The sequence below is a fragment of the Tsukamurella pseudospumae genome, from assembly GCF_001575195.1.
In the GTDB taxonomy this organism is placed as follows: domain Bacteria; phylum Actinomycetota; class Actinomycetes; order Mycobacteriales; family Mycobacteriaceae; genus Tsukamurella; species Tsukamurella pseudospumae.
Genome location: NZ_LSRF01000033.1, coordinates 38,714 through 51,821, shown reverse-complemented (window position 1 = coordinate 51,821; position 13,108 = coordinate 38,714). Strand labels below are relative to the sequence as shown.

Below are 13,108 nucleotides of genomic sequence, written 5' to 3'. Positions count from 1 at the left end.
CGCATGGCTGCGAAACTGCAGGTCAGTGGTGATTTTTGGGAGATGAGCCATGCGTGTGGCGCATGGCTACCCGGCGAGGCCGGTGACGAGCACCGGGTTGTGTGCGGGCGCCAGCCATTTCAGAAGAGTGACCATGCCTTCCTTGCTGATCGCGACGCAGCCGAGAGTGGGCTTGCCGTCTGTGACGTGCAGGAACATGGCGCCGCCCTTGCCCGGCGTGTGGGACGGGTTGTTGTTGAAATGCACGGCGTAGTCGTAGACGGGACCGGCGCCGTAGAGGTTCTCGCTGCCCGGGCCGGGGCTGGTGGCGCGGGTGACCATCGTGTCGTAGGTCGGTGAGCTCTGGTTGCCGTCCCACCACTGCTGATCGGTGACCTTGGTGTACGGCAGCGTCGTGCCGGGGTTCTCCTGCCGGCCGAACGCCTGGTCCAGCGCGAAGACGCCGAACGGGGTGCGGGGGACATCGTCCTTGCCTTCGCCGATGCCCTGCTCCCCGACCTTGCCCGGGACCGGCCCGAAGACCTTCGTCCAGCCCGTTTGGAGGAGCGCCCACGCCGAGACCTGCACGTCCGTCGAGGAGAACGACGGTGCCGCGACCGTGATGACCTCGCGCGCGCTCGGAGCTGCCGCGATGGCGGCGTCCAGCAGGGCCTTGTCGGCGTCGGCTGCTGCGGCGTGCGGGATCGCCAGCGATGCGGCGACGGCCGCCGCGGGGATCGCGGCGAACCTCATGAGTACCTGGCGCCTCTTTAGTAACATGCGCCACAGTATGACATGGTGGTCGGCACTCATGAAGTCCTGCGGCCCGGCCGCGACCGTTCTCCCGCGGGAGTCTCTCGCTGAGTAGTGGGTTGCAACCCGATGACGGGTGAAGAACTTCCGCGGGAGGGGTGGCGACGCCGAGTCGGGCCTCGCGTGACGGTCAGTGATCGTTGTCGCGGAGGTGCTGCTCGATCCGTTCGAGCTTGGCCGTGAGCTGGCCGGTGTGGCCGGGGCGGATGTCGCACTTGACCACGAGGGACACCCGCGGGGCGGACTCGGCCAGGCGGTCCACGCATGCCTTGATCACGCCCATCACCTCGTCCCACTCGCCCTCGATGGTGGTGAACATGGACGTGGTCTCGTTCGGCAAGCCTGAGGCGCGCACGATGGCGACGGCCTCCGCGACCGCTGCGGCGACGCCGCCGTCGGGGCTCTGGTCGCCGCCCATGGGGCTGATCGAGAAAGCTGCGAGCATGATGTGTCCTCTCAGTTCCGGCCGCGGCCGGTGGTGTTCGACATGACGACGCGGAGGAAGGTCAGCCCGTAGGCCAGGGTGCACAGCGCGAGCGCCCCGCCGGCGATCGCGTGGCCGGCAGCGGCCCCGACGATGCTCGTGGCCATGAGCACGATCGCGGTGACCGCGCCGACGGTGCCCACCGTGCCGGCGACGACGTGCAGTGCGAACCTCGGCTGGCTCACCAGGAACACGAAGAAGTGCAGCGCTACCGCCAGCGCGATCGACGGCATGATGAACTCCGGGTGACCGGTCTTGTTGAGGACCACGATCGCGGCCAGGATCGCCACCGTCTCCAGCGCGACCGCGATCCGGAACACCTGGCGGGCCTTCGCCTCTCCGGTCCCGGGCGACGGCGGTGCCGGGGCCGGGGCGCCCCGCCGGGCGGTGACGACCGCGCCGAGGGCGATCGCCGCGCCCAGCACCGCGCCGATCGCGGCGACGAGCGGGTACGCGTGCAGGCCCAGGACCGACCAGGCGATGGTCATCAGCCCCATGAAGATCGCCAGCGACCGGGCGGTGCGGACCGGCATCAGGACTCCGCGGATCCCAGCTCGCGCCACAGGAACTCGTAGGCGAGAGCGGATTTGAACGCCGCCTGCTTGTTGTCGGCCGCGCCGCCGTGGCCGCCCTCGATGTTCTCGTAGTAGTCCACGTCGATGCCGCGCGCCTCGAGCGCCGCGACGAACTTGCGGGCGTGCGCCGGGTGCACGCGGTCGTCGCGGGTGGACGTGGTGACCAGAAGCGCGGGCAGATCTCCGGGCGCACCGGCGGATTCGGGCAGGTTCTGGTACGGCGAGTACTCGCTGATGTACGCCCACTGCGCGGGATCGTCGGGGTCGCCGTACTCCGCCATCCACGATGCGCCTGCGAGGAGCTGGTGGTAGCGCCGCATGTCGAGCAACGGCACCTGGCAGACGATGGCGCCGAACAACTCCGGGTACCGCGTGTACATCACGCCCATGAGCAGTCCGCCGTTCGAGCCGCCCTGCGCGCCGAGCTGTTCGCGAGTGGTGATGCCGCGGGCCACGAGGTCCTTCGCGACCGCGGCGAAGTCCTCGTAGGCGCGCAGCCGGTTCTCCTTGAGGGCCGCTGTGTGCCAATCGGGCCCGTACTCGCCGCCGCCGCGGATGTTCGCCAGCACGTACACCCCGCCCCGCTCGATCCACGCCGCGCCGGACACCGCGGTGTAGTCCGGTGTGAGAGAGACCTCGAAGCCGCCGTAGCCGTAGAGCAGCGTCGGCTGCGGGCCCTCCTGCGGGCGGCGGACCACGAAGTACGGCACCTGCGTCCCGTCCTCGCTGGTCGCGAAGAACTGCTCGGAGGTCACCCCCTCGGCGTCGTAGAACGCGGGCGCGGACTTCAGCGGCTCGACGGATCCGCCCGCCTCGCCGTGCAGCAAGGTGGGAGGCAGCGTGAAACCGCTGGCAGTGGCGAAGATCTCGTCGCCCTCGCGGGGGTCCGTGTAGTACACGCCGATCTCGGCCAGTTCCGGGAAGCCGCGCGTCTCACGGCGCTCCCAGGTCCCCGGTTCGAGGGTGTGCAGCTCCGAGCGCACGTCCCGCATCGTCGACAGCAGCAGGTACGACTTGGTCCAGGCGTATCCGGCGAGCGCCGTGTGCGCGTCGGGGGTGAAGACGGTGCTGTACTCGCGCGAGCCCGCCCGGTACGCGTCGACGTCGAAGGCGACCAACGCCCCCGGCGGCACGGTGCCGGAGGGGAGCTCCCACGCGGACTTCGGGCGCACCAGCAGGCGGGACTCGTGGACGTCCGCGTCCGCGTCCGTCGGGACGTCGATCCGCTCCAGCGCCAGCGTATCCGGAGAGAGCAGGTAGATCTCGCTGTTGTAGAAGTCGATCGCGCGGGTGACGAAATGCCGCTCGTAGCCGGGGGTGTCGTCATAGCCGGCGCCGATCGAGACGTCCGAGTGGTGCCCCTCGTACACGAGGTCCGCGTGTCCTAGCGGGGTATCGCGGCGCCACCGCTTCACCAGCCGGGGGTACCCGGAGTCGGTGAGCGAGCCCGGCCCGAAGTCCGTGCCCACGTACACGGTGTCCTTGTCGATCCACGAGATCCGGCTCTTCGCCTCGGGGAGGGAGAAGCCACCGTCGACGAACTCCCGGCGGGAGATGGAGAACTCCCGCACCACGCTCGCGTCGGCGCCGCCGCGCGAGAGGGAGACGAGCGCCCGGTCGTATCGCGCACCGTCGGGCGATTCCCCGCGCAGGACGGCCGCCCTGCCCCAGACCCAGTTCTCGCCCTCGGCCTCGCGGAGGGCGTCGACGTCGATGACGACCTCCCACTCCGGGCTGTCCGTGCGGAAGGACTCGAGCGTGGTGCGGCGCCACAGGCCGTAGGGGTGGTCGGCGTCGCGCCAGAAGTTCCACAGGTGCTCGCCGCGGCGGACCGGGTAGGGGATGCGCTGGTCGGTGTCGAGGATCGCGAGGACGCGCGACTCGAGCTCGTCGAACCGTGGTCCGGTCAGGCGGCGCGTGCTTTCGGCGTTGCGGGCGCGAGCCCAATCGAGGGCAGTGGCGGATTCCACTTCTTCGAGCCATGCGTACTGGTCCATGGACACCACAGTAGGGCTACGCTGAATCCCGTGGCTGATCACTTTGACACTGTTGTTCTCGGCGCAGGCCCAGGAGGCTACGTCGCTGCTATTCGCGCCGCCCAACTCGGGCAGAAGGTCGCGGTCATCGAGGAGAAGTACTGGGGCGGTGTGTGCCTGAACGTGGGCTGCATCCCGTCGAAGGCGCTCCTGAAGAACGCCGAGCTGGCGCACACCTTCACGCACAAGGCGCAGCTCTTCGGCATCTCCGGTGACGTCTCGTTCGACTTCGGGGCCGCGTTCGACCGCAGTCGCAAGGTCTCCGAGGGGATCGTCAAGGGCGTTCACTTCCTGATGAAGAAGAACAAGATCACCGAGATCAACGGCTACGGCACCTTCGTGGACGCGCACACCATCCAGGTGGGCGATCAGACGGTGACCGCCGACAACATCATCATCGACACGGGTTCGACGGTGCGCCTCCTCCCGGGTGTGACGCTGTCCGACAACGTGGTCACCTACGAGGAGCAGATCCTCACCCGCGACCTCCCCGAGTCGATCGCCATCGTCGGCGCCGGCGCCATCGGCATGGAGTTCGCCTACGTCCTGAAGAACTACGGTGTGGACGTCACCATCATCGAGTTCCTGGACCGCGCGCTGCCCAACGAGGACGCCGACGTCTCCAAGGAGATCGCCAAGCAGTACAAGAAGCTGGGCGTGAACATCCTGACCTCCACCAAGGTCGAGTCGGTCGACGATCAGGGCTCGCAGGTCGTCGTGAAGTACACCGGCCCCAAGGGCCCGGGCGAGATCACCGTCTCCAAGGTGCTCATGTCGATCGGCTTCGCGCCCCGCGTCGAGGGCTTCGGCCTCGAGAAGACGGGCGTCGCCCTCACCGAGCGCGGCGCCATCGCCATCGACGACTTCATGCGCACCAACGTGCCGGGCGTCTACGCCATCGGCGATGTCACCGCGAAGCTGCAGCTGGCGCACGTCGCCGAAGCGCAGGGCGTCGTCGCCGCCGAGACCATCGCCGGCGCGGAGACCCAGGCCCTGGGCGACTACCGCATGATGCCGCGCGCCACGTTCTGCCAGCCGCAGGTCGCCTCGTTCGGCCTCACCGAGCAGCAGGCCAAGGACGAGGGCTACGACGTCAAGACCGCGACCTTCCCGTACACGGCGAACGGCAAGGCCCAGGGCCTGGGCGAGCCCGTCGGCTTCGTCAAGCTGGTCTCCGACGCCAAGTACGGCGAGCTGCTTGGCGGCCACCTCATCGGCCCCGACGTCTCCGAGCTGCTGCCCGAGCTGACCCTCGCGCAGAAGTGGGACCTCACCGTCAACGAGCTGGCGCGCAACGTGCACACGCACCCGACGCTGTCGGAGGCGTTGCAGGAGTCGATCCACGGCCTCGCGGGCCACATGATCAACCTGTAGGTACCGCACCCTCGTCGGCCCGGCATCGTCATCGACGGTGCCGGGCCGACGTGCATTCCCTTCGAGTTCAGGAGATTCGACGATGTTCCGAGCCACCCCCGGAAAGCTGCCCGCCGCCGATACCACCGAGATCGGGGGTGTGAAGCTCCCGCCGGGCAAGGCGGTGAACTCGCAGGGCGGCGAGGAGATCGCCTGGATCAGCGCCGATGTGGTGCCCGCCGACCAGTTGGGTGCGCTGATCCGCGACCTCGCGGCCGTCTTCGGCACCACCGGACTGTGGCCGCTGCAGGCGCACGGCCGTGGCCAGGACGGCCCGGACTCGTGGGACGGCGACGTCCCGGGCGACGTCGGCGACGACGCGGCATGGAGCGGGGGAGACCTGGGGCAGCCGTGGGGAGACGGTGAACTCGCCGGGCCGGAGAGCACCGTCGGCGACGCCCTACCCGTGCTCCTGCGGCTCGGCGCCGAGAACGCAGATGCCGATGATCCGGACGCCGACCCCGACCGCCCGGCGGCCGTGACCGCACTGGCCGCGGCGGTGCCCGGCGCTGAGCTGCCCGCCGGCGCGCTCGACGTGGAGGGCGCCGGCGCGCTGTTGCTCGTGCCCGTCGCGCGACCCGCCGACGTGCCGCACGCGGTCGGCTGGCTCGGCGCGAGCGACGACGGGCTGAGCGGCACGGAGGTCTCGTCGGTGCTGCGCTCGTGGGAGGAGCGGTTCGGCGCAGTGCCCGTGTCGATCGGCGACGACGCCCTGATGCTGCAGGTCGCGCGCCCGCCGCAGTCTCCCGAGCAGCTCGACGGTGTGCTGTCCGAGCATTACGCCTTCTGCCCCGACAACGTCGACCGGGGTGAGGGGACCGCCGCGTACCGCGAGGGCCTGACCGAATGGACCCACTGGTCGTTCTGGTGGGACTGACCGGCTGAGTTGGACACTCGTCCCGGACCCTGGCAGGGTCGGGTGCGCGGCGTGGCGATGCCACGGCGCCGGGTCGAGAAGGGGCATCGGTCACCGTCGGACGTCCGCGCCGTGAGGCAGCAGTGGAACGCACTGCACGGACGGAAGGAATCGATGAACCACGCAGCGACGCTCACCGACCACTACCCGACGCGCGTCGACACCAGTGAGATCCAGGATCGACGCGACCCCGTCGTCTGGCCCGGACGTTCCGGACCCTGGCCCGACGGTGCCGTCGACCACTTCGCGACGCACGGCTTCCGTGCGGTGGAGGGCGTGCTCGATGCCGGTGACATCCGTGAGGTGCGCTCGGAGATCGACGCGGTCACGGCACGGCTCGGGCCGGACGAGCGCGTGATCCGCGAGACCTCGGACGGCAGTGTGCGTTCGGTGTTCGCGGTGCACGAGCTCAGCGAGCGCATCGCGTCGATCATCGCCCGCGACGAGATCGCCGGTGTCGCCCGGCAGCTGCTCGGTGACGAGGTCTACGTGCACCAGAGCCGGGTGAACCTCAAGCCGGGTTTCGCCGGCGGGCCCTTCTACTGGCACAGCGACTTCGAGACCTGGCACGCCGAGGACGGCATGCCGACGCCCCGCGCCGTGAGCGTCTCGCTGGCGCTCACGCCGAACACGCCGTTCAACGGATCGCTGATGATCATGCCGGGATCGCACCGCCGGTTCGTCTCGTGCGTCGGCCGGACGCCGGGGGAGTACCACCGCCAGTCGCTGAAGTCCTACCGCCCGCCGTTCGGGACGCCCGAGGAGAGCGTCATCGCTGCGATGGCCGACGAATACGGGATCGAGCAGGTCACCGGAGGTGCGGGCAGCGCACTGTACTTCGACTGCAACTGCCTGCACGCCTCCGCCGGGAACATCTCACCGTACCCGCGGTCCAACCTGTTCGTCGTGTTCAACGCCGCGTCGAACGAGCTGGGCGAGCCCTTCGCGGCCGACGCCCGTCGCCCGGACTACCTGGCGACGCGCTAGCGGTTCACGAATTCGAGTTCTGCGGCGTCACGTGTGCTCTTGCGCACCCTGCGATGCCGCAGAATTCGAATTCGTGAGCCGTCAGTGCGGGTGGCCGACGACGTTGACCACCGTGCCGTCCGGGGCGCGGACGAAGAACCGTCGCGGGCCCCACTCCTCACTGGTCAGCGGGTGCACGATCTCGTAGCCCGAGGCCTGCGCCTCCGCCCACGCGGCCTCGACGTCCTCGGTCATCACGGAGATGTCGGAGTCGATCTCCGCGGTGCGGTCGCCGGTCACGAGTTGCACGCTGGCGGCATGGTCGGGGGAGGAGAAGCGGGCGACCCAGCCGAGGTTGAACTCCTCGTCGGGCAGGCCGAGGAAGTCGGCGTAGAAGCCGCGGGCGGCGTCGATGTCGTCGACCGCGATGTTGGTGATCACCTTGTGCACCTGCATGATCAGGCCTCCAGCTCGTTCAATTCCGCGACCAGGTTGGCGCGCGCCGCTTCCTCCCACCGGGCCCGCCCCGCTGCGGTGTGGAACAGGAAGGCGTGCTCGAGCAGGCCGCGGAGAACCTGCGCGCGGCCCGGCCGGAACAGGTCGTCGGGCACCGTCGAATACTCCGCCCGCACCGCTGCCGCGTAGGCGCGGTACCGGTCGGGCGGGGAGGCGAGGACGGCGAGATCGGCGTCGCACAGGGCCGCGGCGTCGGGGTCGCCGGCGGGGACGTCGTGGTCGGCCGTCACCCGCACGAGTCGCGCGACCTCGGTACCCAGCTCACCGCCCAGCATCTGCTCGGCCAGGACGGCCGACTGCTCCTCGTTGTCCGGGGCGCCGATCACGTAGACGGCGTCGTGGAACCATGCGGCGAGCTCGACGGCGTCGCGATCGAAGGGAGCGCCGGCCGCCGCGAGGTCATCGAGGCCGCGCAGCACCCCGGCAAGGTGGTCGACGGTGTGGTACCTGCGGTGCGGCTCGTTCCAGCGCGACAACAGGTCGTCGCGCTGGGCGGCGGCGAGCAGGGCGGTCGACGGCGCCGTCACCGCTCCGGCTCGATCCCCAGGACGTCGATCGTGGTGGCGAGGCCGTCGTAATTGGTGGCGAGCAGGACGATCTCGACCAGCCGACGCTCGTCGTAGAACTCGGCGAGGCGGGCCCAGGCATCGTCGGACACGGACTTGTCCTCGACGATCTCGGTGACCACGTCCAGTAGTGCAGCGCTGCGCTCGTTCCAGCCGGAGCCGTCGAAGATCCGCTCGAACTGGGTCGCCGTGAGGCCGGCGCGGGCGCCGATGCGACGGTGGTGGCCGAGCTCGTAGGCGTTCCCCCGCAGGTGGGCGACGCGGACGATGACCGTCTCGGACTCCGTCCGCTTGAGCGCGCCGAAGGGCATCAGCATGCCGGAGTAGCCGAGCCAGCCGAGGAACAGCCGCTTCGTGCGGCCGAGGGTGGAGAACAGGTGCATGTCGTCGGCGCGGACGGCCCGCGCCCCGACCTTGGCGATGGCGTAGTTGATCGGTCCGAGCCGGCCGAGTCCGCCGGGCGTCACACGCGGTGTCATGACCCGACGCTACCGCGTGCGGTGCACCGCCGGGAGCAGGATTTGAACGAAGTTCATTTCACCGTCGGGCGATCGGCGTACCGGACGAGGTAGGGGAAGACCGTGGAGCGATTGGCGGCGATGTCGAGGGCAGGTCGCCAACGGACGAGGTAGGGGCTGACCGTGGAGCGGTTGGCGGGGATGTCGAGGGCACGTCGCTAACGGACGAGGTAGGGCGAGACGGTGGAACGGTGCTCGTCGATATCCAGGCTCTTGCCGATGGCGGGGAAGGCGCGCTGGGGGCAGCCGGAGCGCTCGCAGACGCGGCAGCCGGCGCCGATGGGGGTGGCGTTGGCGTCGCTCAGGTCCAGGCCGCGGGCGTAGACGAGGCGGTGGGCGTGCCGCAGCTCGCAGCCGATGCCGATGGCGAAGGTCTTGCCGGGCTGGCCGTACCGCGCGGCACGGCGCTCGACGGTGCGCGCGACCCACAGGTAGTTGCGGCCGTCGGGCATCTCGACGATCTGCGTGATGATCTTGCCCGGCCACGCGAAGGTCTCGTAGACGTTCCACAGCGGGCACGTGCCGCCGGACGCCGAGAAGTGGAACCCCGTGGAACTCTGCCGCTTGCTCATGTTCCCGGCGCGGTCGACGCGGACGAAGGAGAGGGGTACGCCGCGCAGGTTGGGGCGCTGCAGCGTGGACAGACGGTGCGCGATGGTCTCGTAGCTCACGGAGAAGAACGCGGACAGCCGCTCGATGTCGTACTCGAACTCCTCGGCGGCGCCGTGGAACTGCGTGTACGGCAGCACCACCGCAGCGGCGTAGTAGTTCGCGAGCCCGAGCCGCGCGAGGCGACCCGCCTCCTCGGAGCCGAACCCGGCACCGTCGACCATGGCGTCGATCTCGCGGCCGCACTCGAGGTACGCGAGCTCGGCGGCCATCTTGAAGACCTGCTGCCCGCCCGACAGGTGCCGGTTGATCTCCAGCACGCGGGTGCGCGGGTCGTACCGGTGGAGCACCGTCTCGCCCAGGTCGACGCGGCGGCGGATGGACACGTTGTGCACGGCCTCGAGGCGGGTGACGATCTCGGTGCGGACGTCGGCGCTGTGCATGCGCATCCGGGCGGTGAGCTCTTCCGCGGCGGTGTCCAGTTCGTGGAAGTAGTTCTGCCGCTGGTAGAAGAAGTCCCGCACTTCCTCGTGCGGGTTGGGGATGCTGCCGCGCGCACCGGGGTCGTTGCGGCCGTCGGTGACCTGCGCGAGCTGGTCGGCGGCGCCGAGGTAGCGGCGGTGCAGCGCGACCATGGCGCGGGCGAAGCCGGGGTGGTCGCGGGCCAGCTCGGAGAGCTCGTCGGTACTGGTGGGCGCGTCGACGTCCATCGTGACCTCGCGCAGCTCCGCGATGAGCCGTGTCTGGTCCTGCGAGTTGAAGAACGAGGTGTCCACGCCGAAGACGTCGGTGATCTTCAGCAGCACCGGCACGCTGAGCGGCCGCACGTCGTGCTCGATCTGATTCAGGTAGGACGGCGAGATCTCCAGCGCCTCCGCGAGGGACGCCTGCGACAGCCCGCGCTCCTTGCGCAGGCCCCGGAGGCGAGCACCCACGAAGGTCTTGGACATGCAGCGAATATTAGTCGTGGAAGCCCAGCTACCGGTGCGTTCCGGGAGCGATCGCCCACCTTCGCAGTGAAGTACGTCACACAACCGGTCCGACGGTGCGCGGCCGGGCCGCGGCGGACCGTCGGAATCGGCCCGACGGGGCCGGGAAGCCCGGCCCGCAAACTCCCAGTACGGACGTACTTTTTTCTGCGGGCCGTGCGACGATCCTTCGCAGAATTAGCACGATCTTCCTGATTTCATGGCTTGCTTTGGCATCGTCGACTGCCTTGGCCTGCGGCTTTAGGTGTGGCACAGTGGCTTCAGGCGCAACGCCGGTGCAGTGAAGCGGGTTAGCGATCAGCCTCTCGCCCGCCATCGGTGGCCGATTGAATCTTTATCGACTAGAGCGAAGAACGGGGAGCCAATGAGCACCGTCGGACAGCCGAGGACCGCCGCAGAGATCCAGCAGGATTGGGACACCAACCCGCGCTGGAACGGCATCAAGCGCGACTACACCGCCGCTCAGGTGGAGGAGCTCCAGGGCTCCGTCGTCGAGGAGAACACGCTCGCCAAGCGCGGCGCCGAGATCCTCTGGGACGGCGTGACCAAGGGCGACGGCTCGTACATCAACGCCCTGGGTGCCCTCACCGGCAACATGGCCGTGCAGCAGGTGCGCGCCGGCCTCAAGGCCATCTACCTCTCCGGCTGGCAGGTCGCCGGCGACGCGAACCTCGCGGGCCACACCTACCCGGACCAGTCGCTGTACCCGGCCAACTCGGTTCCGGCCGTGGTCCGCCGCATCAACAACGCGATGCTCCGTGCCGACGAGATCGCCAAGGTCGAGGGCGACAACGCCGTCGACAACTGGGTCGTGCCGATCGTCGCCGACGGCGAGGCCGGCTTCGGTGGCGCGCTCAACGTCTACGAGCTGCAGAAGGCCATGATCGCCGCGGGTGCCGCCGGTACCCACTGGGAGGATCAGCTCGCCTCGGAGAAGAAGTGCGGCCACCTCGGTGGCAAGGTGCTCATCCCCACCCAGCAGCACATCCGCACCCTGACCTCGGCCCGTCTGGCCGCGGACGTCGCGAACACCCCCACCGTGGTGATCGCCCGTACCGACGCCGAGGCGGCCACGCTGCTGACCACCGACGTGGACGACCGTGACAAGCCCTTCCTCGACGGCACCCGCACGTCCGAGGGCTTCTTCGGCATCAAGAACGGTGTCGAGCCCTGCATCGCCCGTGCCAAGGCCTACGCGCCCTACGCCGACATGATCTGGATGGAGACCGGCAAGCCCGATCTCGAGCTCGCCAAGAAGTTCGCCGAGGCCGTCAAGGCCGACTTCCCGGACCAGCTGCTGGCGTACAACTGCTCGCCGTCGTTCAACTGGAAGCAGCACCTGGACGACGCGACCATCGCGAAGTTCCAGAACGAGCTGGGCGCCATGGGCTTCACCTTCCAGTTCATCACGCTGGCCGGCTTCCACGCCCTCAACTACTCGATGTTCGACCTGGCGCACGGCTACGCCCGCAACCAGATGTCGGCCTACGTCGACCTGCAGGAGCGCGAGTTCGCTGCTGAGGAGCGCGGTTACACCGCCACGAAGCACCAGCGCGAGGTCGGCGCCGGTTACTTCGACCGCATCGCCACCACCGTCGACCCCAACACGTCCACCGCGGCGCTGAAGGGCTCGACCGAGGAAGGCCAGTTCCACTAGGGAGTTGGTCTGGGAGTGCCCCGTGTCACACGCGACGAGTGCGTGAGGTGAGACGAGGGTAATCCCACAGGGGTACGCGCAAACGTGCCCGAATACCTGACAGGAGGCCCGCAACGCGACGTTGCGGGCCTCCTTCATATCGGCAGAAGTTTCGGAGAGGCGGAAATGTCTGAGAGTGTTTCTCGCGTCGGTGTCGTGGGCGCCGGCCAAATGGGTGGCGGTATCGCCGAGGTGTCGGCCCGCGCCGGCGCCGACGTGCTGGTCTGGGAGGCCACGGAGGAGCTCGCGGCCGGCGGTCGCGCGCGCATCCTCAAGTCGCTGGACCGGGCCGTGTCCAGCGGCAAGATCACCGAGCGTGAGCGGGACCAGGCCGCCGAGCGGCTGACCTTCACCACCGACCTCGCCGACTTCGCCGACCGCCAGCTGGTGATCGAGGCCATCGTCGAGAACGAGGCCGTCAAGGCCGAGGTGTTCGGCAAGCTCGACGCCGTGGTGACCGACCCCGACGCCGTGCTCGCGTCGAACACCTCGTCGCTGCCGATCCAGCGCATCGCCGAGGCCACGAAGAACCCCGGCCGCGTCCTGGGCCTGCACTTCTTCAACCCGGTGCCGGTGCTCCCGCTCGTCGAGGTGATCAGCTCGCTGTCCACGTCCGACGGTGCCGTGGCCCGCGCCGAGCAGTTCGCCTCCGAGGTGCTGGGCAAGCAGGTCGTGCACGCGACCGACCGCTCGGGCTTCATCGTCAACGCCCTGCTGGTCCCGTACCTGCTCTCGGCGATCCGTATGTACGAGTCGGGCTTCGCCACGGCCGAGGACATCGACAAGGCGATCGTGCTGGGCCTGGCACACCCGATGGGCCCGCTCAAGCTGACCGATCTCATCGGCCTGGACACCGTGAAGTTCATCGCCGACGCCATGTACGAGGAGTACAAGGAGCCGCTCTACGCCGCCCCGCCGCTCCTGCTGCGCATGGTCGAGGCCGGCTACAAGGGCAAGAAGGCCGGCCGCGGCTTCTTCGAGTACCCCGCGAAGTAGACAGAACAGTTGCTGAACCGGCAAGGAAACTTGCCG

13 protein-coding genes are annotated in these 13,108 nt (G+C 69.1%); 5 read left to right on the top strand and 8 right to left on the bottom strand.

Going from position 1 to position 13,108, the window contains the following annotated elements; genetic code table 11:
* Positions 1 to 66 precede the first annotated feature (66 nt).
* The 4 genes from AXK60_RS10785 to AXK60_RS10770 form a co-directional block, all read right to left on the bottom strand.
* Positions 67 to 732 carry a L,D-transpeptidase family protein gene (locus AXK60_RS10785; protein WP_068571137.1) on the bottom strand — a complete coding sequence of 222 codons (666 nt, stop codon included), beginning with the start codon at positions 730 to 732 and terminating at the stop codon, positions 67 to 69.
* 190 nt (positions 733 to 922) lie between these two features.
* On the bottom strand, positions 923 to 1,237 hold the full coding sequence (locus AXK60_RS10780) for a thiamine-binding protein (RefSeq protein WP_068571136.1): 315 nt from the start codon (positions 1,235 to 1,237) through the stop codon (positions 923 to 925).
* 11 nt (positions 1,238 to 1,248) lie between these two features.
* Complete coding sequence (locus AXK60_RS10775) at positions 1,249 to 1,809, bottom strand: hypothetical protein (RefSeq protein WP_068571135.1); 561 nt, start codon at positions 1,807 to 1,809, stop codon at positions 1,249 to 1,251.
* The gene (locus AXK60_RS10770; RefSeq protein WP_280512886.1) at positions 1,809 to 3,890 is read right to left on the bottom strand and encodes a prolyl oligopeptidase family serine peptidase; all 2,082 of its coding nucleotides are present in this window, start codon (positions 3,888 to 3,890) and stop codon (positions 1,809 to 1,811) included. The genes AXK60_RS10775 and AXK60_RS10770 overlap by 1 nt, the downstream gene beginning before the upstream one ends.
* Between AXK60_RS10770 and lpdA the strand changes: the two genes are divergently transcribed.
* The 3 genes from lpdA (at position 3,879) to thpD (ending at position 7,203) form a co-directional block, all read left to right on the top strand.
* Positions 3,879 to 5,261 carry a dihydrolipoyl dehydrogenase gene (lpdA, locus tag AXK60_RS10765; protein WP_068571133.1) on the top strand — a complete coding sequence of 461 codons (1,383 nt, stop codon included), beginning with the start codon at positions 3,879 to 3,881 and terminating at the stop codon, positions 5,259 to 5,261. The genes AXK60_RS10770 and lpdA overlap by 12 nt on opposite strands.
* An 82-nt stretch (positions 5,262 to 5,343) precedes the next feature.
* A complete protein-coding gene (locus tag AXK60_RS10760; RefSeq protein ID WP_068571132.1) occupies positions 5,344 to 6,177 on the top strand; it encodes a DUF4253 domain-containing protein in 834 nt (277 codons plus the stop codon).
* A 153-nt stretch (positions 6,178 to 6,330) separates the two neighbouring features.
* Positions 6,331 to 7,203 (top strand): ectoine hydroxylase, encoded by an 873-nt coding sequence (thpD, locus tag AXK60_RS10755; protein ID WP_068571489.1) that lies wholly within the window; start codon positions 6,331 to 6,333, stop codon positions 7,201 to 7,203.
* An 81-nt stretch (positions 7,204 to 7,284) separates the two neighbouring features.
* Here thpD and AXK60_RS10750 read toward each other — a convergent pair whose 3' ends face one another.
* The 4 genes from AXK60_RS10750 to ramB form a co-directional block, all read right to left on the bottom strand.
* The gene (locus AXK60_RS10750; RefSeq protein WP_068571131.1) at positions 7,285 to 7,638 is read right to left on the bottom strand and encodes a VOC family protein; all 354 of its coding nucleotides are present in this window, start codon (positions 7,636 to 7,638) and stop codon (positions 7,285 to 7,287) included.
* Between the two features lie 2 nt (positions 7,639 to 7,640).
* Positions 7,641 to 8,225: an HD domain-containing protein gene (locus AXK60_RS10745; RefSeq protein ID WP_197466784.1), complete on the bottom strand. Its 585-nt coding sequence runs from the start codon at positions 8,223 to 8,225 to the stop codon at positions 7,641 to 7,643.
* Entirely contained in the window at positions 8,222 to 8,743 is a 522-nt protein-coding gene (locus AXK60_RS10740; RefSeq protein WP_068571130.1) for a carboxymuconolactone decarboxylase family protein, read from the bottom strand. Before AXK60_RS10740 ends, AXK60_RS10745 begins: the two co-directional genes overlap by 4 nt.
* 197 nt (positions 8,744 to 8,940) lie before the next feature.
* On the bottom strand, positions 8,941 to 10,341 hold the full coding sequence (ramB, locus tag AXK60_RS10735) for an acetate metabolism transcriptional regulator RamB (RefSeq protein WP_068571129.1): 1,401 nt from the start codon (positions 10,339 to 10,341) through the stop codon (positions 8,941 to 8,943).
* Positions 10,342 to 10,744: 403 nt separating this feature from the next.
* Between ramB and aceA the strand changes: the two genes are divergently transcribed.
* Positions 10,745 to 12,037, top strand: a complete 1,293-nt coding sequence (gene aceA, locus AXK60_RS10730; RefSeq protein WP_068571128.1) for an isocitrate lyase — start codon at positions 10,745 to 10,747, stop codon at positions 12,035 to 12,037.
* Between the two features lie 165 nt (positions 12,038 to 12,202).
* The gene (locus tag AXK60_RS10725; RefSeq protein WP_068571127.1) at positions 12,203 to 13,072 is read left to right on the top strand and encodes a 3-hydroxybutyryl-CoA dehydrogenase; all 870 of its coding nucleotides are present in this window, start codon (positions 12,203 to 12,205) and stop codon (positions 13,070 to 13,072) included.
* The last annotated feature ends 36 nt before the right edge of the window (positions 13,073 to 13,108 follow it).